This is a genomic window from Pseudomonas sp. p106 (assembly GCF_003936645.1).
Taxonomy (GTDB): Bacteria; Pseudomonadota; Gammaproteobacteria; order Pseudomonadales; family Pseudomonadaceae; genus Aquipseudomonas; species Aquipseudomonas putida_E.
Genome location: NZ_RHQR01000027.1, coordinates 49564 through 76343, shown reverse-complemented (window position 1 = coordinate 76343; position 26780 = coordinate 49564). Strand labels below are relative to the sequence as shown.

At 63.6% G+C, this 26780-nt stretch carries 25 protein-coding genes; 13 read left to right on the top strand and 12 right to left on the bottom strand.

Translation table 11 applies throughout. The features are described from left to right. Positions 1–243: 243 nt before the first annotated feature. On the bottom strand, positions 244–3123 hold the full coding sequence (locus tag EGJ09_RS24405) for a ribonucleoside-diphosphate reductase subunit alpha (RefSeq protein ID WP_046787472.1): 2880 nt from the start codon (positions 3121–3123) through the stop codon (positions 244–246). A 680-nt stretch (positions 3124–3803) separates the two neighbouring features. Between EGJ09_RS24405 and EGJ09_RS24400 the strand changes: the two genes are divergently transcribed. Continuing rightward, entirely contained in the window at positions 3804–4502 is a 699-nt protein-coding gene (locus EGJ09_RS24400) for a response regulator transcription factor (protein WP_039604244.1), read from the top strand. Continuing rightward, positions 4499–6106, top strand: a complete 1608-nt coding sequence (locus EGJ09_RS24395; protein WP_046787471.1) for an ATP-binding protein — start codon at positions 4499–4501, stop codon at positions 6104–6106. Before EGJ09_RS24400 ends, EGJ09_RS24395 begins: the two co-directional genes overlap by 4 nt. A 3-nt stretch (positions 6107–6109) precedes the next feature. Here the strand turns inward: EGJ09_RS24395 and EGJ09_RS24390 are convergent, their stop codons facing one another. After that, complete coding sequence (locus EGJ09_RS24390) at positions 6110–6811, bottom strand: 4'-phosphopantetheinyl transferase (protein ID WP_119688394.1); 702 nt, start codon at positions 6809–6811, stop codon at positions 6110–6112. A 64-nt stretch (positions 6812–6875) separates the two neighbouring features. Further along, the gene (locus tag EGJ09_RS24385; protein WP_125924971.1) at positions 6876–7667 is read right to left on the bottom strand and encodes a dienelactone hydrolase family protein; all 792 of its coding nucleotides are present in this window, start codon (positions 7665–7667) and stop codon (positions 6876–6878) included. Positions 7668–7796: 129 nt separating this feature from the next. Here EGJ09_RS24385 and EGJ09_RS24380 point away from each other — a divergent pair, with 129 nt between their 5' ends. The 4 genes from EGJ09_RS24380 (at position 7797) to EGJ09_RS24365 (ending at position 12218) form a co-directional block, all read left to right on the top strand. Further along, a complete protein-coding gene (locus EGJ09_RS24380) occupies positions 7797–8402 on the top strand; it encodes an outer membrane beta-barrel protein (RefSeq protein ID WP_046787468.1) in 606 nt (201 codons plus the stop codon). Positions 8403–8551: 149 nt separating this feature from the next. Beyond that, on the top strand, positions 8552–9229 hold the full coding sequence (locus EGJ09_RS24375; RefSeq protein WP_046787467.1) for a response regulator: 678 nt from the start codon (positions 8552–8554) through the stop codon (positions 9227–9229). Beyond that, entirely contained in the window at positions 9226–10572 is a 1347-nt protein-coding gene (locus EGJ09_RS24370) for an ATP-binding protein (protein WP_115272989.1), read from the top strand. Before EGJ09_RS24375 ends, EGJ09_RS24370 begins: the two co-directional genes overlap by 4 nt. 323 nt (positions 10573–10895) lie before the next feature. Next, positions 10896–12218: a dicarboxylate/amino acid:cation symporter gene (locus tag EGJ09_RS24365; RefSeq protein ID WP_046787465.1), complete on the top strand. Its 1323-nt coding sequence runs from the start codon at positions 10896–10898 to the stop codon at positions 12216–12218. Positions 12219–12290: 72 nt separating this feature from the next. On the opposite strand, the gene EGJ09_RS24360 is transcribed toward EGJ09_RS24365, so the two are convergent. Beyond that, positions 12291–12785, bottom strand: coding sequence for a SprT family zinc-dependent metalloprotease (locus EGJ09_RS24360; RefSeq protein WP_012313116.1), 495 nt, complete (start codon positions 12783–12785; stop codon positions 12291–12293). A 140-nt stretch (positions 12786–12925) separates the two neighbouring features. Continuing rightward, positions 12926–13525: a Yip1 family protein gene (locus tag EGJ09_RS24355; RefSeq protein ID WP_012313117.1), complete on the bottom strand. Its 600-nt coding sequence runs from the start codon at positions 13523–13525 to the stop codon at positions 12926–12928. 262 nt (positions 13526–13787) lie between these two features. Here EGJ09_RS24355 and ttcA point away from each other — a divergent pair, with 262 nt between their 5' ends. Both ttcA and EGJ09_RS24345 read left to right on the top strand, forming a co-directional pair. Beyond that, positions 13788–14612, top strand: a complete 825-nt coding sequence (gene ttcA, locus EGJ09_RS24350; RefSeq protein WP_046787463.1) for a tRNA 2-thiocytidine(32) synthetase TtcA — start codon at positions 13788–13790, stop codon at positions 14610–14612. A 4-nt stretch (positions 14613–14616) separates the two neighbouring features. After that, positions 14617–15288 carry a DNA-3-methyladenine glycosylase I gene (locus EGJ09_RS24345; RefSeq protein WP_125924970.1) on the top strand — a complete coding sequence of 224 codons (672 nt, stop codon included), beginning with the start codon at positions 14617–14619 and terminating at the stop codon, positions 15286–15288. A gap of 32 nt (positions 15289–15320) precedes the next feature. Here EGJ09_RS24345 and EGJ09_RS24340 read toward each other — a convergent pair whose 3' ends face one another. Genes EGJ09_RS24340 through arsC form a run of 3 tightly spaced genes read right to left on the bottom strand, consistent with a single transcriptional unit; the run spans position 15321 to position 16682 of the window. Beyond that, positions 15321–15734, bottom strand: coding sequence for a DUF2069 domain-containing protein (locus tag EGJ09_RS24340; RefSeq protein WP_046787461.1), 414 nt, complete (start codon positions 15732–15734; stop codon positions 15321–15323). Then, positions 15727–16332, bottom strand: coding sequence for an NAD(P)H:quinone oxidoreductase (gene wrbA, locus EGJ09_RS24335; protein ID WP_012313121.1), 606 nt, complete (start codon positions 16330–16332; stop codon positions 15727–15729). The genes EGJ09_RS24340 and wrbA overlap by 8 nt, the downstream gene beginning before the upstream one ends. Next, complete coding sequence (gene arsC / locus EGJ09_RS24330) at positions 16329–16682, bottom strand: arsenate reductase (glutaredoxin) (protein ID WP_115272986.1); 354 nt, start codon at positions 16680–16682, stop codon at positions 16329–16331. Before arsC ends, wrbA begins: the two co-directional genes overlap by 4 nt. A gap of 85 nt (positions 16683–16767) precedes the next feature. On the opposite strand from arsC, the gene EGJ09_RS24325 reads away from it, so the two are divergent. Next, a complete protein-coding gene (locus tag EGJ09_RS24325; RefSeq protein ID WP_046787458.1) occupies positions 16768–17232 on the top strand; it encodes a TlpA disulfide reductase family protein in 465 nt (154 codons plus the stop codon). Positions 17233–17308: 76 nt separating this feature from the next. Here EGJ09_RS24325 and EGJ09_RS24320 read toward each other — a convergent pair whose 3' ends face one another. From EGJ09_RS24320 to EGJ09_RS24305, 4 genes are all read right to left on the bottom strand, one after another. Continuing rightward, a complete protein-coding gene (locus EGJ09_RS24320) occupies positions 17309–17713 on the bottom strand; it encodes an META domain-containing protein (RefSeq protein ID WP_046787457.1) in 405 nt (134 codons plus the stop codon). After that, positions 17710–18147, bottom strand: coding sequence for a hypothetical protein (locus EGJ09_RS24315; RefSeq protein WP_039602107.1), 438 nt, complete (start codon positions 18145–18147; stop codon positions 17710–17712). Before EGJ09_RS24315 ends, EGJ09_RS24320 begins: the two co-directional genes overlap by 4 nt. Before the next feature lie 31 nt (positions 18148–18178). Continuing rightward, positions 18179–19168, bottom strand: a complete 990-nt coding sequence (locus EGJ09_RS24310) for a 2-hydroxyacid dehydrogenase (RefSeq protein ID WP_046787456.1) — start codon at positions 19166–19168, stop codon at positions 18179–18181. 154 nt (positions 19169–19322) lie between these two features. Continuing rightward, positions 19323–22082 (bottom strand): response regulator, encoded by a 2760-nt coding sequence (locus EGJ09_RS24305; protein WP_115272983.1) that lies wholly within the window; start codon positions 22080–22082, stop codon positions 19323–19325. A gap of 194 nt (positions 22083–22276) precedes the next feature. Here EGJ09_RS24305 and EGJ09_RS24300 point away from each other — a divergent pair, with 194 nt between their 5' ends. The 4 genes from EGJ09_RS24300 (at position 22277) to rlmD (ending at position 26757) form a co-directional block, all read left to right on the top strand. After that, on the top strand, positions 22277–22993 hold the full coding sequence (locus tag EGJ09_RS24300) for a response regulator transcription factor (protein ID WP_125924969.1): 717 nt from the start codon (positions 22277–22279) through the stop codon (positions 22991–22993). A gap of 3 nt (positions 22994–22996) precedes the next feature. Then, entirely contained in the window at positions 22997–24388 is a 1392-nt protein-coding gene (locus EGJ09_RS24295) for a cell wall metabolism sensor histidine kinase WalK (RefSeq protein WP_125924968.1), read from the top strand. 110 nt (positions 24389–24498) lie between these two features. Beyond that, on the top strand, positions 24499–25398 hold the full coding sequence (gene cysM / locus EGJ09_RS24290; protein WP_039602020.1) for a cysteine synthase CysM: 900 nt from the start codon (positions 24499–24501) through the stop codon (positions 25396–25398). Beyond that, positions 25399–26757, top strand: coding sequence for a 23S rRNA (uracil(1939)-C(5))-methyltransferase RlmD (gene rlmD, locus EGJ09_RS24285; RefSeq protein ID WP_125924967.1), 1359 nt, complete (start codon positions 25399–25401; stop codon positions 26755–26757). It abuts the gene before it with no gap. Positions 26758–26780: the final 23 nt, after the last annotated feature.

The following is a 26780-nucleotide window of genomic DNA, read 5'->3' as shown; positions in this document are numbered from 1 at the left end:
ATGTTGTGGTTTTTTATTTTATCGATACATCATGTTGGGTTGGCGCGGTTTTTGTAGGAGCGGCCTTGTGTCGCGAAAGGGCCGCAAGGCGGCCCCTGGAATCCACTATTTTCACAAGGATTCCGGGACTGCTTTGCAGCCCCTTCGCGACACAAGGCCGCTCCTGCAAAAGCTGCGCTTGCGCAGATAAGAAAATGCCGCCAGGAGCACCCGTTGGGGCACCCCTTGCGGCATCAGCAGGCCTTACTGGCAGGCTTCGCAGTCCGGCTCGTCGATCGCGCAAGCCTTCGGCACTGGCGCCGGGCCTGCGGCCTGGGCCGGGGCGCTGTCGCCGCCGCTGGACACGGCGTTGAGCTTGCCGGTGTTGATGGTCGACTTCTCGGTGCTGGTCGCGGCCAGGGCACGGAGGTAGTAGGTGGTTTTCAGGCCACGGTACCAGGCCATGCGGTAGGTCACGTCCAGCTTCTTGCCCGAAGCGCCGGCGATGTACAGGTTCAGCGACTGCGCCTGGTCGATCCACTTCTGACGACGGGAGGCGGCATCGACGATCCACTTGGTCTCGACTTCGAACGCGGTGGCGTACAGGTCTTTGAGCTCCTGCGGAATTCGCTCGATCTGCTGCACCGAACCGTCGTAGTACTTCAGGTCGTTGATCATGACCGAGTCCCACAGGCCGCGGGCTTTCAGGTCGCGCACCAGGTACGGGTTGATCACGGTGAACTCGCCCGACAGGTTCGATTTCACGTACAGGTTCTGGTAGGTCGGCTCGATGGACTGCGACACGCCGGTAATGTTGGCGATGGTCGCGGTCGGCGCGATGGCCATGATGTTCGAGTTACGGATGCCTTTCTGTACGCGGGCACGTACCGGCGCCCAGTCCAGGGTTTCTTCCAGGTTGACGTCGATGTACTTCTGGCCACGGGCCTCGATCAGGATCTGTTGCGAATCCAGCGGCAGGATGCCTTTGGACCACAGCGAACCCTGGAAGGTCTCGTACGCGCCGCGCTCATCGGCCAGGTCGCAGGACGCCTGGATCGCGAAGTAGCTGACCGCTTCCATCGACTTGTCGGCGAACTCCACAGCAGCGTCGGAGCCGTACGGGATGTGCTGCAGGTACAGCGCGTCCTGGAAGCCCATGATGCCCAGGCCGACCGGGCGGTGCTTGAAGTTCGAGTTACGCGCTTGCGGCACCGAGTAGTAGTTGATGTCGATCACGTTGTCGAGCATGCGCACGGCGGTGTTCACGGTGCGTTGCAGCTTGGCGGTGTCCAGCTTGCCGTCGACAATGTGGTTCGGCAGGTTGATCGAGCCCAGGTTGCAGACCGCGATCTCGTCCTTGTTGGTGTTCAGGGTGATCTCGGTGCACAGGTTCGAGCTGTGCACCACGCCCACGTGCTGCTGCGGCGAGCGCAGGTTGCACGGGTCCTTGAAGGTCAGCCATGGGTGGCCGGTCTCGAACAGCATCGACAGCATCTTGCGCCACAGGTCTTTGGCCTGGATGGTCTTGAACACCTTGATCTTGTTGTACTCGGTCAGGGCTTCGTAGTACTCGTAGCGCTCTTCGAAGGCCTTGCCGGTCAGGTCGTGCAGGTCTGGCACTTCCGATGGCGAGAACAGGGTCCACTTGCCGTCATCGAAGACGCGCTTCATGAACAGGTCAGGGATCCAGTTGGCGGTGTTCATGTCGTGGGTACGACGACGGTCATCACCGGTGTTCTTGCGCAGCTCGATGAATTCTTCGATGTCCAGGTGCCAGGTTTCCAGGTAGGCGCACACAGCGCCTTTGCGCTTGCCACCCTGGTTCACGGCGACGGCGGTGTCGTTGACCACTTTCAGGAAGGGTACGACGCCCTGGGATTTGCCGTTGGTGCCTTTGATGTAGGAGCCCAGTGCACGCACAGGAGTCCAGTCGTTGCCCAGGCCACCGGCGAATTTCGACAGCATGGCGTTGTCGTGGATCGCGTGGTAGATGCCCGACAGGTCGTCCGGCACGGTGGTCAGGTAGCAGCTCGACAGCTGCGGGCGCAGGGTACCGGCGTTGAACAGGGTCGGGGTCGAGGCCATGTAGTCGAAGGACGACAACAGGTTGTAGAACTCGATCGCACGGGCTTCCTTGTCTTTCTCTTCCAGCGCCAGGCCCATGGCCACACGCATGAAGAACACCTGCGGCAGCTCGAAGCGTACGCCATCCTTGTGGATGAAGTAGCGGTCGTACAGGGTCTGCAGGCCCAGGTAGGTGAACTGCTGGTCGCGCTCGTGGTTGATCGCCTTGCCCAGTTTTTCCAGGTCGAAGGCGGCCAGGGCCGGGTTCAGCAGCTCGAACTCGACACCCTTGGCGATGTAGGCCGGCAGTGCCTTGGCGTACAGGTCGGCCATCTCGTGGTGGGTGGCGCTGTCGGCAACGTTCAGGAAGCCCAGGCCTTCGGCACGCAGGGTGTCCATCAGCAGGCGGGCGGTGACGAACGAGTAGTTCGGCTCGCGCTCTACCAGGGTACGGGCGGTCATCACCAGGGCGGTGTTGACGTCCTTGATGGCCACGCCGTCGTACAGGTTCTTCAGGGTTTCGCGCTGGATCAGGTCGCCATCGACTTCGGCCAGGCCTTCGCAGGCTTCGCTGATGATGGTGTTCAGGCGCGCCATGTCCAGCGGCGCCAGGCTGCCGTCGGCCAGGGTGATGCGGATGCTTGGGTGCGGCTCGACCGCGGCGTCGGTGTTGGCGCGGGTAGCGCGCTCTTTGGCACGCTGGTCGCGGTAGATCACGTAGTCACGGGCGACTTTCTGCTCGCCGGCACGCATCAGGGCCAGTTCGACCTGGTCCTGGATTTCTTCGATGTGGATGGTGCCACCCGATGGCATGCGACGCTTGAACGTGGCGGTGACCTGCTCGGTCAGGCGCGCGACGGTGTCGTGGATGCGCGACGAGGCAGCGGCGGTGCCGCCTTCAACTGCGAGGAACGCCTTGGTGATGGCCACGGTGATCTTGTCGTCGGTGTAAGGGACGACAGTGCCGTTGCGCTTGATCACGCGCAGCTGGCCCGGAGCGGTCGCGGCCAGATCCTGGTTGGAATCGGCGGCCTGCGGCGCCAAAGCCTGCGGGTTCTCGCGAGTTGTGTCGGTTTGCATGGGTGGGTGTCTCCACAGTTTCTATATGTTCAGGCGCCTTTTGGGCGCCCACCGTTCTGTCCACTTGTTCGACGGCCCTGGCGGGGATGCGTCATGCGCGCGCATCCGCCCGCTCGGGCGTACCGACTTCGGGACAGACTCAGGAATAAGGGGCAAAGAACATGCCGCTCCCTGGCCGAAGTCAAAGGCTATGGGGCTAGCCCAAAAGCTGTTGCTCTCCATCTCCGCTGGAGCGGTTTGGTTGTTGAAACCACAATAAGTTCAGGCAGAAAAATCGCTTGAATTTGTCTGCTGACTCATGCTTGGCGTTGGTGTGTGAAACCCAACATCTAGTGGTTCGCTGCGCTGGGGATACAAGATAATGCGGTATCGGGGGCTTTGCAAGGCGAGCGCCTGTGGATAAGTTGTGCGTACTTTGTGAGTGAATAGTGGGTATTCGCTGTAGGCCTTGTACCAAGTGGTTTGCAGTATTTTTCTGCGGCTCGTTGCCCCGGTGCAGATTTTTCAGGGCGCGAACCCTAGCACAAAAAACGGTTCAGTCCAGGGGTGTTTCCGCTGAGGTTGGCAGTGCCGGGTGCGGGACGTAGTATCGGCAGGCGATGTTGCCTTTTGGTTAAAGTGGCAATGCCGGCGATGGGGCCGGAACAGGCAACGCAAAAACAACAATCAAGGCAAACGCCATGGACCAACCCGTACCCCGCATCCTGATCGTCGAAGACGACCAGCGCCTCGCCGAGCTCACGGCTGAATACCTGCAGGCCAACGGTTTCGAGGTGGCAGTGGAGGGCGATGGTGCGCGCGCCGCCCGGCGTATCGTCGACAGCCAGCCAGACATGGTCATCCTCGACCTGATGCTGCCCGGTGAAGACGGCCTGAGCATCTGCCGCCGCGTACGTGGCCAGTACGCAGGCCCCATCCTCATGCTCACCGCCCGCAGCGACGAGCTCGACCAGGTCCAGGGCCTGGACCTTGGTGCTGACGATTACGTGTGCAAGCCGGTGCGCCCACGCCTGCTGTTGGCACGCATCCAGGCCCTGCTGCGGCGCAGCGAGCCGGCACAAGGCAAAACCCAGGAGCTGGCCTTTGGTGACCTGCGCATTGACAACCGCCTGCGCGAAGCCCGCCTTGGCGAACAGCTGATCGAACTTACCGGTGCCGAGTTCGACCTGCTCTGGCTGCTGGCCAGCAATGCCGGGCGAGTACTGTCGCGTGAGCAGATCTTCACCGCCTTGCGCGGTGTCGGTTACGACGGCCAGGACCGCTCCATCGACGTGCGCATTTCCAAGATCCGCCCCAAGATCGGCGACGACCCGATCCACCCCCGTCTTATCAAGACCCTGCGCAGCAAGGGCTACCTGTTCGTCGGCGATGCACCATGAACAACTCGATCTTCCTGCGCATTTATGGCGGCATGCTCGCGGTGCTGGTGCTGGTGGCCCTGCTTGGTGTGCTCAGCCTGCACCTGGTCAACGAGGTGCGCGCCGCCCAGCACCGCGAGCGCCTGGCCCAGGGCACCTTCAGCCTGATGGCTGACAACCTGGCCCAGCAGAATGAAACCGAACGCAAACGCTCGTTGTTGATGTGGGAGCGCTTGCTGGGCGTGCCGCTGGACTTGCAACCCCTGTCGGCGCGCACCCTTGATGGCGGCCAGCGCGCGCGGCTCAATCGCGCCCTGGTGGTGGTGCAGAAAACCGGCCCGCACGCCGCCCAGGTGCTGCGCAAGGTGGGCCAGGAAGACCTGCTGCTGGTGGCCGAGGTCAAGCAGGTCAGCGAGCAGCTGGCGCGGGCCACGCTCTATCTGCTCGCCGATGAACTGGTGCGCTTCCCGGTCACCGAACAGCAACAGCGCCTGGCACAGATCAGGCAGAGCAAGGGGTTCGGTTTTGGTATCGCCCTGCAGCGCCTGGAGCGGGTCGGCCTGGACGATGACCAGCGGCGCCGGGTAGAGGAGGGCGACACGGTCATGGCGCTGGGCAAGGATGGCGATTCGATCCGCGTGTTCGCAGGCTTGCCGGGTTCGCCCTGGGTGCTGGAGATTGGCCCGCTGTATCAGCTCAACCCCTATCCGCCGCAATTGCTGGTGTTGATCGCGTTCCTCGGCCTGTGCCTGATTGGCCTGGTGGTCTATCTGCTGGTGCGCCAGCTGGAACGGCGGGTGTCGGGCCTGGAAATGGCCGCCACGCGCATCGCCCAGGGCAGCCTGGAAACCCGTGTGCCCGCCGGCGATGCCGATTCGGTGGGGCGCCTGGCGGCGGCGTTCAACGGCATGGCCGAACACCTGCAGCGTTCGTTGAACATGCAGCGCGAGCTGGTGCGGGCGGTGTCCCATGAGTTGCGCACGCCGGTGGCGCGTTTGCGCTTTGGCCTGGAAATGATTGAAAGCGCGCCGACCGAACAGGCCCGGGCCAAGCACCTGGCGGGCATGGACGGCGATATCCAGGACCTGGACAGGCTGGTCGACGAGATGCTGACCTACGCCCGCCTGGAGCAGGGCGCGCCGGCCCTGAAGTTCCAGCGCGTCGACCTGGATGCCTTGCTTGACCGGGTGATCGACGAGCTGGCCCCGCTCAATGCCGGCGTCAGGCTGGTGCGTGGTGCCTGTCAGCTTCAGGATGGCGAAGACGCCTGGGTCGAGGCCGAGCCGCGCTATCTGCATCGGGCGCTGCAGAACCTGGTCAGCAATGCCCTGCGCCATGCCCGGGCTGAAGTACGGTTGAGCTATCAGTTGGGCCAGCAGCGCTGCCGCATCGAAGTGGAAGATGACGGGCCGGGCATCCCCGAAGGTTACTGGGACCGTATCTTCACGCCTTTCACCCGGCTCGACGACAGCCGTACCCGGGCTTCGGGAGGGCATGGCCTGGGCCTGTCGATCGTGCGGCGGATCATCTACTGGCACGCCGGCCGGGCCACGGTAGGGCGCAGTGAAGCGCTGGGCGGTGCCTGCTTCAGCCTCAACTGGCCACGCGAGCAGGCGCCGCTGTAAGGCTTAGACGCTGACCAGGCTGAGCAGATGGCCGTCCTGCAGGCAGAACTGGCCTTCCAGCTCGACGCCATGGCGCCATTCTGGCGACAGGTCGATGAGCAGGCGCAGGCGTGCCAGGCCTTCAGGTGACCACTGCAGCACCTCGGCGTGCTCGAAGTAGAAGCGCTGGCGGGTCAGTGGGTAGAGGGTCTTGAACAGGCTTTCCTTGAGCGAAAAAGTCAGGGTAACCGCCAGCCCCAGCTGGCTGCGGTCCAGGCGCTCGAGCTCTGCCTGGGTGAGGATTTCGCCCATCAGCCGTTCGGCACGCTCGTCGTCCAGCAATGCTTCCTGGTCCAGCCCCAGGCCGCGGCAGCTGTCTTGCGCGGCAACCACGGCCGCAGCCCAGCCTTTGCCGTGGGTGATCGAACCGTGAATGCCAGCGGGCCAGATCGGTGAGCGGTCCTCATGGGTGCCGGGCACATGGTCGCGGCCATCCAGGCGTTGCAGCGCGGCGCGCGCGCACACCCGGCCGGCCAGATACTCGGCCTGGCGCTTGGCCACCGAGCGTTGCAGGCTGGGGCTGGGTTCGATACCGGCACGCTGGAAGTCATCGGCGGCCAGGCGGCCGGGGTCGAAGGCGCAACTGACCAGCACCGCGCCAGGCAACGGGCGGGGCAGGGGCCAGTGGTGCTGGAGCGGGGCGCAGCAGGAAGGCAATCTGTTCATGGCGGTATTGTGCCAGCCGATGTGGCTGTGTGGGAGATGGGCCGCGAAGCGGCCCCGGCAATCTTCATTCGAACGCTTTCTTGAAGAACGCCTGCATGTCCGCCCACGAACGCTCGTCCGCGGCCTTGTTGTAGCCAATATCCGGCCCGCCATGGGCGCCGTGGTTCAAACGGTCGGCATCCGGGTTGGTGAAGCCATGCTTGGCGCCGGCAATGCTGACGAACTGATAATTGACCTTGGCCGCATCCATTTCGGCCTTGAACGCGGCGACCTGCTCATCAGTGACCATGCTGTCCGCCGCACCGTGCTCCACCAGGATATCGGCCCTTACCACACCAGGCTTGGCCGGCGTCTGGGTGGCCAGCGCGCCATGGAAGCTCACCACACCGTCCAGCTTCTCGCCGCGCCGTGCCGCGTCCAGTACCACCTTGCCGCCGAAGCAGTAACCTACGGCGCCCAGTTTGTGCTTGTTGACGTTCGGCTGCTTTTTCAGCAGTTCAAGGCCCGCGTCGAAGCGCGCGGCCGCCGCTGCCGGGTCCTTCAGCGCTTGGGCCATGAATGCCTGGGCATCCTGGGGGTGCTCGGTGTGCTTGCCGTCGCCGTACATGTCGATGGCCAGCGCTTTGTAGCCCAGTGCCGCCAGGTCACGGGCACGGCGCTTGGCGTAGTCGTTCAGCCCCCACCATTCATGCACCACGACGATGCCCGGGCGTTTGCCCTCCAGCGCATCGTCATAGGCGTAGTAGCCGACCAGGCGGTTGCCATCGTCGTCCTGGTAGGGGATCTCGCGGGTCACTACTGCCGCCTGGGCAAGAGCGGCGCTGCACATCAGGGTCAAAGCCAGCAGGGCACGCATGTTCACTACTCCTTGTTTTGCAAACGTATCGTTCAGCCCAGGTTCAGCCAGGGTTCAGCCGCGGTTCAGGGCGTTCTGCTTACTCTAGCTTCCAGACCGAAACAGCGCATTCAACTGGAGTACAACGCCATGAAAACCTTCAATACCCTGCTTGCCGCCATGGCCGTCTGTGCCGCTGGCATCACCACCGCCCAGGCTGGCGACGACAACTTCGCCAGCCTCACCTATGGCCAGACCAGCGACAAGGTCCGCAAGTCCGGGCTGCTGCAACGCAACACCGACCACCTGAACGCCGACGGCATCATCGGCAAGGATGACACCTGGGGCGTGCGCCTGGGCAAGATCAACGACCAAGGTCGCTACTACATGACCTACGACAATGTCTCGGGCGACCACAGCGGCCTGAAGCTGCGCCAAGAGAACCTGCTGGGCAGCTACGACCTGTTCCTGCCGGTAGGCGATACCACCAAACTGTTCGGTGGTGGCAGCCTGGGCATGACCAAGCTGACCCAGGACTCGCCAGGGGCCAGCCGTGATACCGACTATGGCTACGCGGTCGGCCTGCAGGCCGGCGTCATCCAGGAGATCACCGACCGGGCTTCGGTTGAGCTGGGTTACCGTTATCTGCGCACCAACGCAGCGACCGAGGTGGGAGCGAGCGGCGGGCCGAAAGAGGGTACCCTGCGCCTGACCAGCAGTGCTCAGACTTACCTGTCGGCGAACTACAAGTTCTGATCCGCGAGTCGAGTTATCCTTTACTGGCCTCGTCGCCGGCAAGCCGGCTCCCCCGGGTTCTCCACTGCTTTCAGGCGTGTGGAGCTTCCTGTAGGAGCCGGCTTGCCGGCGATGAGGCCGGCCCAGGCAATAATTGAAAGGAGCGTGACATGAAACTGCTGGTGGTAGAGGACGAAGCCCTGTTAAGGCACCACCTCTATACACGCCTGGGCGAAAGCGGCCATGTGGTCCAGGCTGTGGCTGACGCCGAAGAAGCATTGTACCAGGCCGAACAATTCCACTTCGACCTGGCCGTGATCGACCTCGGCCTGCCCGGCATGAGCGGCCTGGAGCTGATCGGCCGCCTGCGTACCCAGGCCAAGACCTTTCCCATCCTGATTCTCACCGCCCGCGGCAACTGGCAGGACAAGGTCGAAGGCCTGGCCGCCGGTGCCGACGATTACCTGGTCAAGCCCTTCCAGTTCGAAGAGCTTGAGGCACGCCTCAATGCCCTGCTGCGCCGCTCCAGCGGCTTCACCCAGTCGACCATCGCCGCAGGCCCTTTGGTGCTGGACCTCAACCGCAAGCAGGCGACCCTCGATGAGCAGCCGCTGGCGCTGACCGCCTACGAGTACCGCATCCTTGAGTATCTGATGCGTCATCACCAGCAGGTGGTGGCCAAGGAGCGCCTGATGGAACAGCTGTATCCAGGCGATGAGGAGCGTGACCCCAACGTCATCGAGGTGCTGGTCGGCCGTCTGCGTCGCAAGCTCGAAGGTGAGCGCGGGTTCAAGCCGATCGACACTGTGCGTGGGCTCGGCTACCTGTTCACCGAGCGCTGCCGATGATTCGTTCGCTGCGGGTGCGCTTGATGCTCGCGGCAGCGGTGCTGGCAGTGCTGTTCATGCTGGCGCTGCTGCCCGCCCTGCAGAAGGCCTTCAGCCTGGCCTTGCAGGAATCGATCGAACAGCGCCTGGCTTCGGACGTGACCTCGCTGATTTCTTCGGCGCGCATCGAGCATGGCCAGTTGCAGATGCCCGCACTGCTGCCGGACGAGCGTTACAACCTGCCTTATACCGGTTTGCTCGGTTACATCTTCGACCGCGAAGGTAAGCTGGTCTGGCGCTCGCGGGCCACCGCCGACCAGCACATCAACTACCAGCCGCGCTACGATGGGCGCGGCAATGAATTCGCCCGCATGCACCAGGATGACGGCGAGGAATTCTTCGTATATGACGTCGAAATCAAGCTGTTGGGTGGCCAGAGCGCCGCCTACAGCATCGTTGCCCTGCAGCCGGTGCGCGAGTACCAGCAAACCCTCGATGGCCTGCGAGAAAAGCTCTACTTAGGTTTTGGTGCGGCCCTGCTGGCGTTGCTGGCATTGCTCTGGGCCGGCCTGACCTGGGGCCTGCGTTCGTTGCGCCGGCTGAGCCGCGAGCTGGACGAGGTGGAGGCCGGTGCGCGCGATGGGTTGAGTGCCGAGCACCCGCGTGAGCTGTTACGCCTGACCGGCTCGCTCAACCGCCTGCTGCGCAGCGAGCGGGAACAGCGCCAGCGTTACCGTGACTCGCTGGGTGACCTGGCACACAGCCTCAAGACGCCGTTGGCGGTGCTGCAAGGCGTGGGGGAGAGCATGCAGCAGCGCGTCACCGAGCGCGAGCAGGCGCGGGTACTGCAGAGCCAGATTGAGCGCATGAGCCAGCAGATCGACTACCAGTTGCAGCGCGCCAGCCTGCGCAAGAGCGGCCTGGTGCGCCACAGCGTACAGTTGCTTGCGGTGCTGGACAGCCTGTGCAGCACCCTGGCCAAGGTGTACCGCGACAAGCGCGTCGAAGTGCTGCTTGAGGTGCCGGCGCAGGCACAAGTGCCGATGGAGCAGAGCGCGCTGCTCGAGTTGTTGGGCAACCTCTTGGAAAACGCCTTCCGGCTGAGCCTGGGGCTGGTGCGGGTGAGCTTGCAGGAAGCGCCCGGGCGGCAGACGTTGTGCATCGAAGATGACGGGCCGGGTGTGCCGGCGGATCAGCGTGAGCGGATTCTCGAACGGGGCGAGCGCCTGGACCGCCAGCATCCGGGGCAGGGGATTGGCCTTGCGGTGGTCAAAGATATCGTCGACAGCTATGACGCTGAACTGAGCCTGGGTGATTCGCCGCTGGGCGGGGCGGCATTCCGGATCACCTTTTACCTTGATTGATGTTCAGGCAGCCGCTGCCTCATCGCTCGCAACAAGCAGGGCGGATTCCCGCCAAGGTGCCTGTACAAATCCCGCCATCGGGCGGAAATCCGCCATCCTTTCTCAGGCAATTCGCCCTGTCGTTGGGCATTTTCCTCCAGCAAATACGGCCTTTGCACCCTTCATGGGCGTTTTGGCATCGCCCTTGCTATCTGACTTGGCAGAGGCCTGCCCAGGCAGCTCGAACACAACGACAAATCCCTCCGGGTGCAGGAGGGTTAGCGATTCAGGTGCCCCGACATCCTGGGAAGGGTGAAGCCGGCACACTTGAGGAAAAATTAGCCATGACGACACGTCAGCCGCTGTACAAGTCCCTGTATGTCCAGGTGATCGTTGCCATCACCATCGGCATCCTGCTCGGCCACTTCTATCCAGAAACCGGCGTCGCCCTCAAACCCTTGGGTGATGGTTTCGTCAAACTGATCAAGATGGTCATCGCGCCCATCATCTTCTGTACCGTGGTCAGCGGCATTGCCGGCATGCAGAGCATGAAGTCGGTCGGCAAGACCGGCGGCTACGCGCTTCTGTACTTCGAAATCGTTTCCACCATCGCCCTGATCATCGGCCTTGTCGTCGTCAACGTGGTCAAGCCGGGCGCTGGCATGCACATCGACGTCAGCACCCTGAACGCCAGCAGCGTGGCCGCTTACGCCGCCGCCGGTGCGCAGCAGACCACCATCGGCTTCCTGCTCAACATCATCCCCAATACTGTGGTAGGTGCCTTCGCCAATGGCGACATCCTGCAGGTACTGATGTTCTCGGTGGTCTTCGGCTTCGCCCTGCATCGCCTGGGCAGCTACGGCAAGCCATTGCTGGACCTGATCGATCGCTTTGCCCATGTCATGTTCAACATCATCAACATGATCATGAAGCTGGCCCCCGTCGGTGCCTTCGGTGCGATGGCCTTCACCATCGGCCAGTACGGCGTTGGCTCGCTGGTACAGCTGGGCTACCTGATGGCCTGCTTCTATATCACCTGCCTGCTGTTCGTGCTGGTGGTGCTGGGCGGTATCTGCCGCGCCCACGGCTTCAGCGTGCTCAAGCTGATCCGCTACATCCGTGAAGAGCTGCTGATCGTACTGGGTACCTCGTCCTCGGAATCTGCGCTGCCACGCATGCTGGCCAAGATGGAGCGCCTGGGTGCCAAGAAGTCGGTGGTTGGCCTGGTGATCCCGACCGGTTACTCGTTCAACCTGGACGGTACCTCGATCTACCTGACCATGGCCGCGGTGTTCATCGCCCAGGCCACCGACACCACCATGGACATCACCCACCAGATCACCCTGCTGCTGGTGTTGCTGGTGGCTTCCAAAGGTGCTGCCGGCGTTACCGGTTCGGGCTTCATCGTCCTCGCCGCCACCCTGTCGGCTGTCGGCCACCTGCCGGTTGCCGGCCTGGCGCTGATCCTGGGTATCGACCGCTTCATGTCCGAAGCCCGCGCCCTGACCAACCTGGTGGGCAACGCCGTTGCTACCGTGGTGGTGGCCAAGTGGGTCAAGGAGATGGACAACGACAAGCTGGCGTCGGAGCTGGCCTCCGGTGGTGCGCCGCTGGCTGACACCCGCCCGACCGACGACCTGGGCGTGGCTGAAGGCGTGGCTCGTTGAGCCTGCTGCAGTAAAGCAAAAGGCGACCTTCGGGTCGCCTTTTTTGTGCTTGGTCTATCAGTGCGCTGGCTGTCATTCGACCCGAGTCTCACCGCTGTACACCAGCGTCTCCCTGCACCGCTTGCACAGATACCGGCGCCCCTGCCTCACCAGCTTGTGCCGCTGCGCGGTAAACGCAAACTCACCCTGTGGGCATGGGCAGCGATAGATGTACCGGGTCGCGACCCGCCGCTGCACTTCATAGTTGTGGCAGCGATTGGGCGGCAGTTCATACACCCCGCGCATGATCAACTGCCACTCTTCGCCATGGGCCTGGATGCGGTCCCCGAACAGTTGGTGAGCCACCAGGTGCGCCACTTCATGGGCCACGGTCTGGCGCAGGAAGTCTTCCTGGTTTTCGCGGTACAGCTGCAGGTTGAAGCGCAGCAGGTTCTCGTGCAGGTGGGCGACGCCCGCCTTCTGCCCGCGCAGCTTGAAGCTGACTTCCGGGCGCGGGAAGGGGCGCTTGAAAAAGGTTTCGGCTTGCTGGTAACAGGTTTCGACGCGTTGTTTGAGCAGCTCGGGCATGGCGGGGTAATTCTCCTGACCGGGCATTATGCCGCAAGCACCGGCAGGCTGCCGAGCCCACCGGTCAGCACACAGCCAAAAGCCGCCTTGCGGCGGCCTCCGGTTTGATGCCCCAGTGTTGGATCTAGGTGTTTTCCAAGCTAGTTGGTATAGACGGGCCCCACGCCCAGTCCCCAGATGATCACGGTCGCAGCCATGATCGCTACCAATACCACCAGGCCCACTGCCAGCACCGAGCTGGAGAACAGGAAGCCTTCATCGGTCGGTATGTTCATGAATGTCGGCAAACCGACGTACAGCAGGTAAACGGTGTAGCAAATGGCCGCAGTCCCCACCAGCATGCCCAGCCACAGGTGCGGGTAAAGCGCTGCCAGGCCGCCGAGGAACAGCGGGGTGGCGGTGTAGGTGGCAAAGGCGATGCATTGCGCCATGGACGGGTTGGCGTCGTAGGTGCGTGCCATCCAGTGAATGAAAGCGCCCATTACCGCGACCCCGGCGAGCATCGCCAGGTAGGACATGATGCTCATCCATAGTGCGCTTTCCATCGTCAACATTACCGCTGGCCGGTCGCCGATCACCCAGCCGACCTGGGTAGTGCCAATGAACGCCGAAACGGCGGGTATCGCCGCCAGGATCAGCGTGTGCGTCAGGTACATGTGGCTGATGCTTTCGTCTTCCCCGCGTATCTCCCGCCATTCCTGGTCAGGGTGGGTAAACAGCCCCACAACGTGATGAATCATGCCGGTCACTCCTCTCGTTGTTGCCAATCGCCCCCCAGATGGAGCGCAAGCGGCCCGAGGCCAGGGCACCGATGCAAGCGGTAATGTGGCCTTATGTCGCAGTATAGGAAGCCGTTACCTGCACAAACTGTGCTTTTTAGAGCAAATTGCGCTGTAAGGCGGGCTGCTGATTCCCTTGAAGTCTTTATCGGAATCCCTACAGGTGCGCGTGGTTTGTGCGTAAAATAGTCGGCTTTTGTCACACCTCGCGGATCCAAGCGCTATGGGCACCCTCTCGGTCAACCAGAACAAACTGCAAAAACGCCTGCGTCGTCTCGCCGGCGAAGCCATCACCGACTACAACATGATCGAGGATGGCGACAAGGTCATGGTCTGCCTGTCCGGCGGCAAGGACAGCTACACCATGCTCGACGTTCTGTTGCACCTGCAGAAGGTGGCACCGATCAAGTTCGAGATCGTCGCGGTGAACATGGACCAGAAGCAGCCGGGCTTCCCCGAGCATGTGCTGCCGGCCTACTTGAAAGAGCTGGGCGTCGAGTACCACATCGTCGAGAAGGACACCTACTCGGTGGTCAAGGAGCTGGTGCCCGAGGGCAAGACCACCTGCTCGCTGTGCTCGCGCCTGCGCCGTGGCACCCTGTACACCTTCGCTGACGAAATCGGCGCGACCAAGATGGCCCTTGGGCACCATCGCGACGATATCGTCGAGACCTTCTTCCTCAACATGTTCTTCAACGGCTCGCTCAAGGGCATGCCGCCCAAGTTGCGTGCCGACGACGGCCGTAACGTGGTGATCCGCCCGCTGGCGTACTGCAACGAGAAGGACATCCAGGCCTACTCGGACATGAAGGAATTCCCGATCATCCCGTGCAACCTGTGCGGTTCGCAGGAGAACCTGCAGCGCCAGGTGGTCAAGGACATGCTGGTGGAGTGGGAGCGCAAGCACCCAGGCCGTACCGAGAGCATCTTCCGCGCCCTGCAGAACGTTGCCCCGTCGCAGTTGGCCGACCGCAACCTGTTCGACTTCACCAGCCTCAAGATCGACGAAAGCGCCACCCCGCGTTTTCTCGATGTACTGAACATCTGAGCCCATGCGCGATTACCAGTGGTTGCATGAGTACTGCCTGAACCGCTTCGGCTCGGCCCAGGCCCTGGAGGCCTTCCTGCCGCAGCCGCGCACGCCGGCGCAGCTGCGCGACATCCGCAACGACCGCTACCTGTCGACCCTGGCCTTGCGCGTGTTCCGCGCCGGGCTCAAGCACAGCCTGGTAGATGCCAAATGGCCGGCGTTCGAGCAGGTGTTCTTCGGCTTCGACCCGGAGAAGGTCGTACTGATGGGCGCAGAGCACCTGGAGCGGTTGATGCAGGACGAGCGCATCATCCGCCACCTGGGCAAGCTCAAGAGCGTGCCGCGCAATGCGCAGATGATCCTGGATGTGGCGAAGGAGAAGGGCAGCTTTGGTGCGTTCATCGCCGATTGGCCGGTGACCGATATCGTCGGGTTGTGGAAATACCTGGCCAAGCATGGCAACCAGCTGGGCGGGCTATCTGCACCACGTTTTTTGCGCATGGTCGGCAAGGACACGTTCATCCCCACCGATGATATGGCCGCTGCGCTGATTGCACAGAAGGTGATCGACAAGCAGCCGACCAGCCAGCGCGACCTGGCGCTGGTACAGCAGGCGTTCAACCAGTGGCATGCCGAGAGCGGGCGGCCGCTGTGCCAGTTGTCGGTGATGCTGGCGCATACCGTCAACCATTGAAAAGCCCGGGGCTGCAACAGCAGCCCCCGGAATCAAAGCCCTTCGCCCGCCATGCGCCGTTCATGCTGGAACTTCCAGCGCACGAACAGCAGCCCGCTGACGAACAGCCCAAGGCTCAGCAGCACCTCAACCCAGCCGAACACTGCCCGCGCCGGGTCGAACGCTGCCAGCACCCCTTTGATGAAATAGATATTCACCACAAAGCAGGTCCAGGCATGCGCCCGGGCGCTGCCCAGCAACATGCCTGGCAGCAGCAACAGCAGTGGCACAAGCTCGATCGCCAGGATCACTTCGACCCGCGCCCCGTGCAGGTTGGCGAACCACAGGTTGTTCACCACCAGCAATGCGATCAGGCCAAAAAAGAACGCCAGGCTCAGGGCACGTGTGAGGCGCAGGCGCGGTGCCAGCCACTCCAGTTGTGGCAACACCTTCGGCTTCTTAGCCACGCGAGGCCTCCAGGGCCTTGGCCGTGGTTGCCAGGCGCTGGCCCAAGGCGCGGCACAGGGTGATCTCGTGTTGATCCAGCTCGCGCTTGCCGTCTGCGCCGGCATGGTGGCTGGCGCCGTAAGGCGTGCCGCCGCCGCGGGTTTCAAGCAGCGCCGATTCGCTGTAGGGCAGGCCCATCACCAGCATGCCGTGGTGCATCAGCGGCAGCATCATCGACAGCAGGGTGGTTTCCTGGCCACCGTGCAGGCTGGCGGTGGAGGTGAACACGCCAGCCGGCTTGCCGACCAGTTCACCACCCAGCCACAAACTGCTGGTGCCATCGAGGAAGTACTTGAGCGGTGCGGCCATGTTGCCGAAGCGGGTCGGGCTGCCCAGCACCAGGCCTGCGCAGTGGCGCAAGTCGTCCAGGGTGGCGTACAGCGCGCCGCTGGCCGGAATGTCCGGCGCCACGGCTTCGCACTCGGTGGAAATCGCCGGCACCGTGCGCAGGCGCGCTTCCATGCCGGCCAGCTCGATGCCGCGGGCGATATGCCGGGCCATTTCGCTGGTCGAGCCATGGCGGCTGTAATACAGCACCAGGATATAGGGCGCGCTCACGGCAGGATCTCCAGCACTTTCTCAGGTGGCCGGCCAATCACCGCCTTGTCACCGGCAACCAGGATCGGGCGCTCGATGAGCTTAGGGTGCTGCGCCATGGCGTCGATCAGTTGCGCATCGCTCAAGGCCGGGTTGGCCAGCTCGAGTGCCTTGTACTCGTCTTCACCGGTGCGCAGCAGTTGGCGCGGGCCGATGCCCAGCTTGCCGAGCAGAGCCTTGAGGGTGGCAGCGTCGGGCGGGGTTTCGAGGTAGCGCACGATGGTCGGTGCCAGGCCGCGCTGTTCGAGCAGTTCCAGTGCGCCGCGGGATTTCGAGCAGCGCGGGTTATGATAGAGCGTCAAGTCAGTCATGTCGGGTCGCATCCAGCTGGGTGTGGCGGCTATTCTAACCGCAGGAACTGACCCATTCGCTTGAAACTTCGAGAAGGATTGACCCATGGCAAGGCGTTTGGCAGCAGCATTGGCCATTACTGCAGGCCTTTTGCTAGGTGGCTGCGGTGCCGACTACGGCGTGGACCAGCACGGCAACACGGTGAAGGCCGAGCAGATCGACGGGCACTGGCTGGTGCTCAACTATTGGGCTGAATGGTGCGGCCCTTGCCGTACCGAGGTGCCTGAACTGAACACTGCGGCCAAGCAGTGGGCGGCCGACGGTATCAAGGTGGTGGGGGTGAACTTCGATGGCCTGCAGGGGCAGGAGCTGAAGCAGGCGGCCGATACCTTGGGCATCGGCTTTACCGTGCTGGCGCAAGATCCGGCCGAGCGCTATGACCTGCCACGCAGCGAAGCGTTGCCGGTGACCTACATCATCGATGACAAGGGCAAGGTGCGCGAGCAGCTGCTGGGTGAGCAGACCCTGGAAGGGCTGCAAGCCAAGATCAAGGCGCTCAAGGGGGCTTGAAAGCTGCAAGCTGCAAGCTACAAGAAAAAGCTGGCCGTGCACCGATCCGCCTTTTCTTGCAGCTTGCGGCTTGAAGCTAGCCCTCCTCAGGCCAGAACCGCAGCGGCTTGCCCTCGGCCGGCCAGAAGCGCATCTGCTCGATGGGCGATACATCCCAGCGCTGCACCGTCTCCAGCGCCTGCAGGAAGCGCTTTTCCTGCTCCATCAACGCCGGCGCGCACAGCTTGCGGGTTTTGCCGACCTTACCGAAGCTCAGGTGCTCACCGTCCAGCGTGTACGGTGCAAACCAATGGTTGCAGCCCGCATTGCCATAGGCCCGGCCATCGCTGGCCAGCGTCAGTGTCAGGTGGCTGTAGTCGATCAGCGGCCGCTCGCCGATCCACTCCAGCACATAGCTGCGTTCCAGTTGCAGCTTCGAGGGTTCGGCGGCGCAGCCGAGCAGGCCGGTGGCAATCAGGGCGCCGGTCAGCAGATTCTTCACTCGGCGCTCTCCTGGCAACGCGGGCACACGTGCTTGTCGCCACGGCTGGCCCAGCCCAGCTCGGCGATGCGCGCAGTAGCAGCCGGCTGGCGGGCTTTCTTGCCAAGCTTTGCGTCCACGGCGAACTCGAAGTCCAGCACGGCATCGCAGCTGTCGCATTCAGCCTGCCAGTTAAGGATTTCCAGCTCGTTGAACAGCGGGCCGCTGGCCACGGCCACCCACTGGCCACGCGGGTTGATCAGGTGGCGCACGCTCTCGACGGTCAGGCGCATGGACAAATCCTTGCTGCCCTTGAGGGTGACCAGCAGGGTGTCGCCCTTGTGCATCGAGCCACCGTTGCCGGTCACCTGGTAGCGGCCCGGTACCAGGGCGCGGCACTCGATCAAGGTGTGTTGCGGGTTGAAAAGGGTGTAGCGGAAATCGTGCTCGACCATGGGTCCTCCAGAAATGCCGCGTATCCTAGCATCAACCTGTGACCAGATTCTGCGCATTACCCGCCGCCCAGCGGTTGATGTTGTCCAGCGTGGTCGCGGCAATGGCGTCCAGCGCTTCGCGGGTCAGGAACGCCTGGTGCGCAGTGACGATCACGTTGGGAAACGTCAGCAGCCGCGCCAGCACATCATCCTGCAACGGCAGGTCGGAACGGTCCTCGAAGAACAGCTGGGCTTCTTCTTCATACACATCCAGCCCCAGGTACCCGAGCTGTCCGCTTTTCAAGGCGTCGATCAGTGCCGGAGTGTCGACCAGCGCACCACGACCGGTGTTGATCAGCATGGCGCCGGGCTGCAACTGGGCCAGGCTTTGCGGGTTGATCAAGTGCCGGGTGTGCTCGGTGAGCGGGCAATGCAGGCTGATGATCCGCGCCTCACGCAGCAGTTCGGGCAGCTCCACATAACGCGCACCCAGCGCCAGCAGCTCAGGGTTGGGGTAGGGGTCGTAAGCCAGCAGCTGGCAACCGAAGCCTGCCATGATCCGGGCGAAGGCGGCGCCGATCTGGCCGGTACCGACCACGCCGACGGTCTTGCCGTGCAGGTCGAAGCCGGTCAGGCCATGCAGGGTGAAGTCACCTTCGCGGGTACGGTTGTAGGCCCGGTGCAGGCGCCGGTTGAGCGCCAGGATCAGCGCCACGGCATGTTCGGCCACGGCATGCGGTGAATACGCGGGCACGCGCACCACTGCCAGGCCCAGGGCTTGGGCGGCGGCCAGGTCCACATGGTTGTAGCCGGCCGAGCGCAGGGCGATCAGGCGCGTCCCGCCAGCGGCCAGGCGTTGCAGTACCTGCGCGTCGAGCTCATCGTTGATGAACGCGCAGACCACCTCGAAACCTTGAGCCAGGGCTGCGGTGTCGAGGGTCAGGCGGGCGGGCTGGAAGTGCAGCTCCAGAGCGCTATCGCAAGTGGCCCGCGTGAAGCTTTCCTGGTCATAGTGCTGGCTGCTGAACAACAGGGCGCGCATGGTCGGGCTTCCTTTATCGTGGTTGGGGGATTGTAGCCACCCGGGCGTGCAGGGAAGTTGATCTGCACCGGCCTCATCGAGGCTTGCCGGCTCCCAATTCGCAGCGCTGCTGAACCCTGTGGGAGCCGGCTTGCCGGCGATGAGGCCCTGAAGGTCAGGCGTTCTGGCGTGCCTGCTCCGCCAGCCGGACAATTGCGCCATCCAGCTCGTCGAGCGCCTGCTGGGCTTGCGGATGCTCCTGTTTAAGCAAGGTCTCGCTGCGCTGGCAGGCTGCACGCAGCTGTGGCACACCGCAATAGCGCGAGGCACCGTTGAGCCGATGCACCTGCTCGATCAGTGCGCCGTGATCGTCGCCCTCCCGTGCAGCACGAATGGCTTCACGGTCCGATGCCAGCGATGCCAGCAGCATGGTCAGCATGTCTGCCGCCAGATCCGGCTTGCCTGCCGCCAGGCGCAAGCCTTCCTCAGGGTCGAGCACCGGTAGATCCTGGCCCTCGGCCTGCTGTTCGTCCAGGCGCTCCAGTGGCCCGACACCCAGGCTCAGGCCGGTCCATTTCATCACCACCTGGGCCAGCTGGCGCTCGCTGATCGGTTTGGTCAGGTAGTCGTCCATGCCGCTGTGCAGCAGTGCACGTTTCTCGTTGGCCATGGCGTGAGCGGTAAGGGCGACGATCGGCAGCGGGCTGCCGCTCTGGGTGTTTTCCCACAAGCGGATCTGCTCGGTGCAGGCACGGCCATCCATGCCTGGCATCTGCACGTCCATCAGCACCAGGTCGAAGTGTTCGCTCTGCACCGCCTGCACCGCAGCATGGCCGTTGTCGAGCGCCAGCACATCGGCGCCGAGATCTTCCAGCAGGGTCTGTACCAGCAGGAGGTTGGCCGCATTGTCGTCGACGCAGAGGATTTTCGGCTGGCGCTGGCCGCGCGTTGGCGGGGCCGGTTCGCCCCGCGTGCGGCGCGGTTGCAGCAGCTCCAGCAGCAGGCGGCGCAGCTTGCGCGTGCAGGTCGGTTTGGACAGCAGTTGGCCGTGGCCGTTAGGCAGGTGAGGGTGGTACAGCGCTTGCTCGGTAGTCGGGCAAAGTACCACGCAATGGCAGTGGTAGCGCTCCAGTTGCTGGTGGTACTGGCCCAGCTGTTCGGGCGTGAGATTGCCCAGGTTGGCACCCAGCACCGCGAAATCGAAGGGCATCCCAGCCTGCAAGCCAGCCTGTACACCCTGCAGCAATTGCTCATAGGACGCGAACAGGCTGACGCTCAGGCCGCAATCCTGCAACTGGTGCTCCAGGGCCTGGCGTGCCAGGTCATGCCCGTCGACGATCGCCGCGCGCCGCCCCAGCAGCGGCTGCGACGACTGCGCCTCGCTGTCGTCGTGAGCCTTGGGCAGGCTCAGGCTGATCCAGAACTGCGAACCCTCGCCCGGTGTGCTGTCGACCCCGATCTCGCCGCCCATCTGCTCGATCAGGCGCTTGGAGATCACCAGCCCCAGGCCGGTGCCGCCCGGCTGGCGGGCCAGCGAATTGTCGGCCTGGCTGAACGCCTGGAACAACGTGCGCACATCCTGAGGCGACAGGCCAATACCGGTGTCCTGCACGCTGATGCGCAGCTGCGCGCTGTCTTGCTGCTCGTCCTCGAGCATCGCCCGCACGACGATGGTGCCCTCGCGGGTGAACTTGATGGCATTGCTCACCAGGTTGGTGAGGATCTGCTTGAGCCGCAGCGGGTCGCCTACCAGCGATGACGGGGTGTCGCGGTAGATCAGGCTGAGCAGTTCCAGCTGCTTGGCGTGGGCGGCGGGCGCCAGGATGGTGAGGGTGTCCTGGACCAGGTCGCGCAGGTTGAACGGAATGCTGTCGAGCACCAGCTTGCCGGCCTCGATCTTGGAAAAGTCGAGGATCTCGTTGATGATCCCCAACAGGTTGTCGGCCGATTTTTCGATGGTGCCCAGGTAGTCCAGCTGGCGCGGGGTCAGCTCGCTTTTCTGCAGCAGGTGGGTGAAGCCGAGGATACCGTTGAGCGGGGTGCGGATCTCGTGGCTCATGTTGGCCAGGAATTCAGACTTGATGCGGCTCGCCTCCAGGGCCTCCTTGCGCGCCATGTCCAGCTCGATGTTCTGGATCTCGATGGTTTCCAGGTTCTGGCGGACATCCTCGGTGGCCTGATCGATACTGTGCTGCAGCTCTTCATGGGCACTGTGCAGGGTTTCTGCCATGCGGTTGATGCCCCGGGCCAGTTCGTCCAGCTCGTGGCTGCCCATGGCCGGCAGACGTTCTTCGAGGTGGCCGTCCTTGAGCTGGTTGACTGCATGCTTGATGCGCGCGATCGGGTCATTGATGGTGCGGCTCATGCGCATCGCCAACAGGCCGCTGAGCACCAGGCAAGCGAGTATCAGCAGCATGCTGGTGAACAGGTTGCGGTAGCCGCGCAGCAACATGCCGTCGTGCGACAGCTCGATCTCGACCCAACCCAGCAGGCGCTCGGCTTCGGCCGGGACGGCCTCGGTGGCCAGGTCGCGGTGGTGGCCGAACACCGGCATCAGGTAGCGTGTGGCATCGTTGCCGCTGCGCTCCAACAGTTGAGTGCCCGTGCCGCCGCTGGGTGGCCGGTTGATCATGGTGGGGCCGGCGTGGGCCAGGCGGGAACGGTCCGGGGCGAGGAAGGCCACTGCACGGACGTCGGCTTGCTCAAGGGTTTGCGCGGCAATCCGCTCCAGCTGCGCAGGCGTCTGCCGGGCCATGGCGGGCGCGGCCAGGGGGGCCAGTTGTTCGGCAATCATCTTGCCGCGTTGCAGCAGTTGAGTGCGCAACTGGTCTTGCTGCAGCCACGTGAAATAGCTGCCCAGCACCAGAGCCATCAAGCTGGCAGGCAGCACGGCCAGCAGCAGTACCCGGCTTCTGATTCCCAAACGATCGAGCACACTCGCCTCCTGTGATGTGCCTGGACGCCGTTACCGGGGTAACGGACCAAAGCGGAAAGTTACTCCGCCTGCCTGCCTAATGCACCCTTTATATGGCTGTTTTCACCCAGCCGGCGGGCGTTGATCGCAGGACGGTTGCCTATGGCGTACGCATGCTCAATAATCGCGCAATTGAGAATATGTGGCAGTTGCCAATGAATCCCGTAACTATTAATGCTTCCAGCATCCTCGCCATCGAGGATGATCCGGTGTTGGGTGCCTATCTGCACGAAGAACTGCAGCGAGGCGGCTTTGAGGTGACCTGGTGCCGCAACGGCCTGGAAGGTTTGGAAACCGCTGGTCGCCAAGCCTTCGACGTGGTCCTGATGGATATCCTGCTGCCTGGGCTCAACGGCCTGGACGCCCTGGCCCAGTTGCGTCGACGCAGCGCCACGCCGGTTATCTTGATGTCGGCGTTGGGTGCTGAGGCCGACCGTATCAATGGCTTCCAGCGCGGTGCCGACGACTACCTGCCCAAGCCTTTCAGCATGGTCGAGCTGCAGGTGCGCATCGAGGCCATCCTGCGCCGCGTCGCCCTCGAGCGTCGTCACCAGCCGCCATCGGGTGTTGCCTGTGGCGAGCTGTGGTTCGACGAGACCCTTTGCGATGTCAGCTTCGGCGGCCGCCAGGCAGGCCTTACCCCTAGCGAGTATCGCCTGTTCGAAATCCTCAACCGCAACGTCGACGAGGTGCTGAGCAAGCCTTTTCTCTACCAGCAGGTGCTGCAACGGGGTTATTCGCGGCATGACCGCAGCCTGGACATGCATGTCAGCCAGATCCGCCGCAAGCTCAAGGCCATCGGCTACCAGGACCGGCAGATCCGCACCGTGTGGGGCAAGGGCTACGTGCTCAGTGCCGGCGAAGCGGAGTAGGCCATGCTGGACCGCCACTCGCTGTTCTGGAAACTGGCCATCCTGCTGGTGGGCTTCTGCCTGCTGATGATCGGCCTGAGTTACACCTGGGGCCGCCATATGGAAACCCAGAATGCCTTTCTCGATGAGCCTGCCCGCCAGGTGCTGCGCAGCTATGCCGGGGAGGCCGAGCAGGCGTGGCGCAGCGGTGGCCGCAGCGGGCTGGACCAATGGGTTGCGGCCATGCACCAGCGTGAACGTGGCTGGATAGGCGTGCTCGACATCAATCTGCAACCGCTCGCCAGCGGCACGCTCGGCCCCGATGTCATGCACCGGCTCACGCGCCTGCGCGGTGTCGACTGGCCCATGAGCCGGCGCAGTACCGACCAGCCCTGGCTGCGCATACCGTTCCCGGGGGCGCCGGAGCAGGGCATGCTGGTGATGGAGTTGCCCGAGCGTTTCAACCCTGGCCAGTACCGGGTGCTGTGGCGGGTGTTGACCAACGGTGTCATTCCAGGGTTGTTCACCTTGCTGCTGTGCGTCGGCCTGTACCGCATGCTGATCGTGCCGCTCAACCAGTTGCGCGAGCAGGCCAATGCCTGGCGTGCCGACCAGCTGTCGGCACGGCTGGATTCGCGCACCATCGCCCGGCATGACGAACTGGGCGAGCTGGCCCGTGCCTTCGACCAGATGGCCGAACGGCTGCAGGGCACGGTGGCCATGCAACAGCAGTTGCTGCGTGATCTGTCCCATGAAATGCGCACACCGTTGAGCCGCTTGCGCGTGGCCTGCGACGGTGAAACCGACCTGCAGCGCCTGCGCGAGCGGCTGGGGCGCGAGGTGGATTGCATGCAGCAGTTGGTCGAGGACACCTTGCAGCTTGCCTGGCAGGATGCCGAGCGTGCGCCGATGAACCTGGAGCCGATCCAGGTGCAGGCCCTGTGGGACCTGCTGGCAGAGGATGCCAGTTACGAAAGCGGCTGGTCGCCCGAGCGTTTGCGCTGCGAGCTGCCAGTCGACTGCTGGGTGCAGGGCAATCTGAATTATCTGGCCCAGGCCCTGGAAAACATGCTGCGCAACGCCATCCGCCACTCCCCGGAAAACGGCCTGGTGTACTTGGCCGGGCAGCGTGAAGGTGGCTATTGGCACCTGTGGCTGGAAGATCAAGGCGGTGGCGTAGCTAACGAGGATCTGGAGCGAATCTTTGCCCCCTTCACCCGGCTCGATGGCTCGCGCCCCGGTGACGGCGGTTTCGGCCTGGGCCTGAGCATCGCCCGCAGTGCGATTCAGCGCCAGGGCGGAACCCTGTGGGCAGAAAACGGCAAACGCGGCTTGAAGCTCTGCATGCGTTTGCCGCTACACCTGCCCGCCCCCTCGCGGGAACCCCCGCAGCCACAGGCGCTAGCTACAGCTTGAAGCTTGCCGCTTATAGCTTGTAGCTATACCCACCACAGATTGCGTGATATGGCCGCGAACGGTTTGCCGGTATGATAGGCGCCCCTGCCGTCCGGATTGTGAAATACACCATGACCTTGCAGTACCCAACCATCGCCGATTGCGTCGGCAATACGCCCCTGGTTCGCCTGCAGCGCATCGCTGGAGAAACCAGCAATACCCTCCTGCTCAAGCTCGAAGGTAACAATCCGGCAGGCTCCGTGAAGGACCGCCCGGCCCTGTCGATGATCGCCCGCGCCGAACTGCGCGGTCAGATCAAGCCCGGCGACACCCTGATCGAAGCCACCTCCGGCAATACCGGCATTGCCCTGGCCATGGCGGCAGCGATCAAGGGCTACAAGATGATCCTGATCATGCCCGACAACTCCACCGCAGAGCGCAAGGCAGCGATGACCGCCTACGGTGCCGAGTTGATCCTTGTGACCAAGGAAGAGGGGATGGAAGGCGCTCGCGACCTGGCCGAGAAGCTGCAGGCCGAAGGTCGCGGCCTGGTTCTGGACCAGTTCGCCAACGGCGACAACCCGATTGCCCACTACAACAGCACCGGCCCGGAAATCTGGCAGCAGACCCAGGGCACCATCACCCATTTCGTCAGTTCCATGGGCACCACCGGCACCATCATGGGCTGCTCGCAGTACCTCAAGGAGCAGAACCCGGCGGTGCAGATCGTTGGCCTGCAACCGATGGAAGGCTCGGCCATTCCGGGCATCCGCCGCTGGCCCGAGCAGTACCTGCCGAAAATCTTCGATGCCACCCGCGTTGACCGCGTCATGGACATGTCCCAGCACGAAGCTGAGGACACCATGCGCCGCCTTGCCCGTGAAGAGGGCATTTTCTGCGGCGTGTCTTCCGGTGGTGCGGTCGCAGCCATGCTGCGCCTGTCCCGTGAAGTGGAAAACGCGGTAATGGTCGCGATCATTTGCGACCGTGGCGACCGTTACCTGTCCACCGGCCTGTTCGACCCGAGCTAAATGTCCAGAAAGAAAACCAACAGCGGCCTGCGCTTTCAGCCGGCCGGCGGTAACCGCACGCCCCAGGTCCCTGTGGGCAAAAAGCAGCGCCTGGAGATCGAGCGCCTGGCCGGTGACGGCCGTGGCATCGCTTTTTGCGACGGGCGCACCTGGTTCGTCAGCGGCGCCCTGGCCGGTGAAGCGGTCGAGGCACGCGTGCTCAATGCCCGTGGCAAGGTAGTCGAGGCGCGCCTGGAGCGTGTGCTGCAGGCCAGCCCCGAGCGCCGCCAGGCGCCGTGCCGCCATTACGAGCGGTGTGGCGGCTGCAACTTGCAGCACCTGCCGCATGAGGCGCAGCTGGCGCTCAAGCAGCGTACCTTGGCCGAACAGCTGCAACGGGTTGCCGGTGTGCAACCGCAAGAATGGGCGGCGCCATTGAGCGGGCCGGAATTCGGCTATCGGCGGCGGGCGCGCGTGGCGGTGCGCTGGGATGTCAAAGCGCGTCAGCTGGAGGTAGGGTTCCGTGCCGAGGCCAGCCAGGACATCGTCGCCATCGACGACTGCGCCGTGCTGGTACAGCCTTTGCAGTCGATTCTGCGGCATCTGCCGACCGTGCTGCGTTCTCTGGGCAAGCCCCAGGCCATCGGCCACGTCGAGCTGTTCAGCGGCACGGCCCAAGCGCTGCTGGTACGCCACGTGGCGCCGCTGCCGGCCGATGACCTGGCGCGTCTGCAGGCATTCTGCAGCGAGGCCAAGGCGCAGCTGTGGCTGCAGGGTGAAGGTGAACCGGTGCCGGTGGATGCTGGCGCGAAGCTGGGCTTCACCTTGCAGCCTTGGCAGTTGGAGCTGGCCTGGCGCCCGGGTGATTTCGTTCAGGTCAACGCCCAGGTCAATACCGCAATGATCGAGCAGGCTCTGGCCTGGCTCGCTCCGCAGGCCGACGAGCGAGTGCTCGACCTGTTCTGTGGCCTGGGCAATTTCGCCCTGCCGCTGGCCCGCCAGGCGCGGGAAGTGGTGGCGGTCGAAGGTGTGCAGGCCATGGTCGATCGGGCTGCGGCCAATGCCCGAGACAACAATGTGCATAACGCACGGTTTTTTCAGGCCGATTTATCCCAGCCTTTGGCAGGCGCCGGATGGGCCGCCGAGGGCTTTTCTGCGGTACTCTTGGATCCACCGCGCGACGGTGCTTTCGAGGTGGTGCAAGGCATCGCACGCCTCAAGGCCAAGCGGCTGGTTTATGTATCATGCAACCCGGCCACGCTGGCGCGAGACGCCCAGGTGCTGGTCGGCCAAGGGTACCGGTTAAAAAGGGCCGGGATTCTCGACATGTTTCCTCAGACGGCGCATGTCGAGGCCATGGCGTTATTCGAAGCGGGCTAGCAGGCTGGCCCCTTGGTGCGGTT

Excerpts from the sequence above, each read along its gene's own strand:
- EGJ09_RS24405 (WP_046787472.1), bottom strand. The coding sequence starts at position 3,123 with ATGCAAACCGACACAACTCGCGAGAACCCGCAGGCTTTGGCGCCGCAG.
- EGJ09_RS24400 (WP_039604244.1), top strand. The coding sequence starts at position 3,804 with ATGGACCAACCCGTACCCCGCATCCTGATCGTCGAAGACGACCAGCGC.
- EGJ09_RS24395 (WP_046787471.1), top strand. The coding sequence starts at position 4,499 with ATGAACAACTCGATCTTCCTGCGCATTTATGGCGGCATGCTCGCGGTG.
- EGJ09_RS24390 (WP_119688394.1), bottom strand. The coding sequence starts at position 6,811 with ATGAACAGATTGCCTTCCTGCTGCGCCCCGCTCCAGCACCACTGGCCC.
- EGJ09_RS24385 (WP_125924971.1), bottom strand. The coding sequence starts at position 7,667 with ATGCGTGCCCTGCTGGCTTTGACCCTGATGTGCAGCGCCGCTCTTGCC.
- EGJ09_RS24380 (WP_046787468.1), top strand. The coding sequence starts at position 7,797 with ATGAAAACCTTCAATACCCTGCTTGCCGCCATGGCCGTCTGTGCCGCT.
- EGJ09_RS24375 (WP_046787467.1), top strand. The coding sequence starts at position 8,552 with ATGAAACTGCTGGTGGTAGAGGACGAAGCCCTGTTAAGGCACCACCTC.
- EGJ09_RS24370 (WP_115272989.1), top strand. The coding sequence starts at position 9,226 with ATGATTCGTTCGCTGCGGGTGCGCTTGATGCTCGCGGCAGCGGTGCTG.
- EGJ09_RS24365 (WP_046787465.1), top strand. The coding sequence starts at position 10,896 with ATGACGACACGTCAGCCGCTGTACAAGTCCCTGTATGTCCAGGTGATC.
- EGJ09_RS24360 (WP_012313116.1), bottom strand. The coding sequence starts at position 12,785 with ATGCCCGAGCTGCTCAAACAACGCGTCGAAACCTGTTACCAGCAAGCC.
- EGJ09_RS24355 (WP_012313117.1), bottom strand. The coding sequence starts at position 13,525 with ATGATTCATCACGTTGTGGGGCTGTTTACCCACCCTGACCAGGAATGG.
- ttcA (WP_046787463.1), top strand. The coding sequence starts at position 13,788 with ATGGGCACCCTCTCGGTCAACCAGAACAAACTGCAAAAACGCCTGCGT.
- EGJ09_RS24345 (WP_125924970.1), top strand. The coding sequence starts at position 14,617 with ATGCGCGATTACCAGTGGTTGCATGAGTACTGCCTGAACCGCTTCGGC.
- arsC (WP_115272986.1), bottom strand. The coding sequence starts at position 16,682 with ATGACTGACTTGACGCTCTATCATAACCCGCGCTGCTCGAAATCCCGC.
- EGJ09_RS24325 (WP_046787458.1), top strand. The coding sequence starts at position 16,768 with ATGGCAAGGCGTTTGGCAGCAGCATTGGCCATTACTGCAGGCCTTTTG.
- EGJ09_RS24315 (WP_039602107.1), bottom strand. The coding sequence starts at position 18,147 with ATGGTCGAGCACGATTTCCGCTACACCCTTTTCAACCCGCAACACACC.
- EGJ09_RS24310 (WP_046787456.1), bottom strand. The coding sequence starts at position 19,168 with ATGCGCGCCCTGTTGTTCAGCAGCCAGCACTATGACCAGGAAAGCTTC.
- EGJ09_RS24300 (WP_125924969.1), top strand. The coding sequence starts at position 22,277 with ATGAATCCCGTAACTATTAATGCTTCCAGCATCCTCGCCATCGAGGAT.
- EGJ09_RS24295 (WP_125924968.1), top strand. The coding sequence starts at position 22,997 with ATGCTGGACCGCCACTCGCTGTTCTGGAAACTGGCCATCCTGCTGGTG.
- cysM (WP_039602020.1), top strand. The coding sequence starts at position 24,499 with ATGACCTTGCAGTACCCAACCATCGCCGATTGCGTCGGCAATACGCCC.
- rlmD (WP_125924967.1), top strand. The coding sequence starts at position 25,399 with ATGTCCAGAAAGAAAACCAACAGCGGCCTGCGCTTTCAGCCGGCCGGC.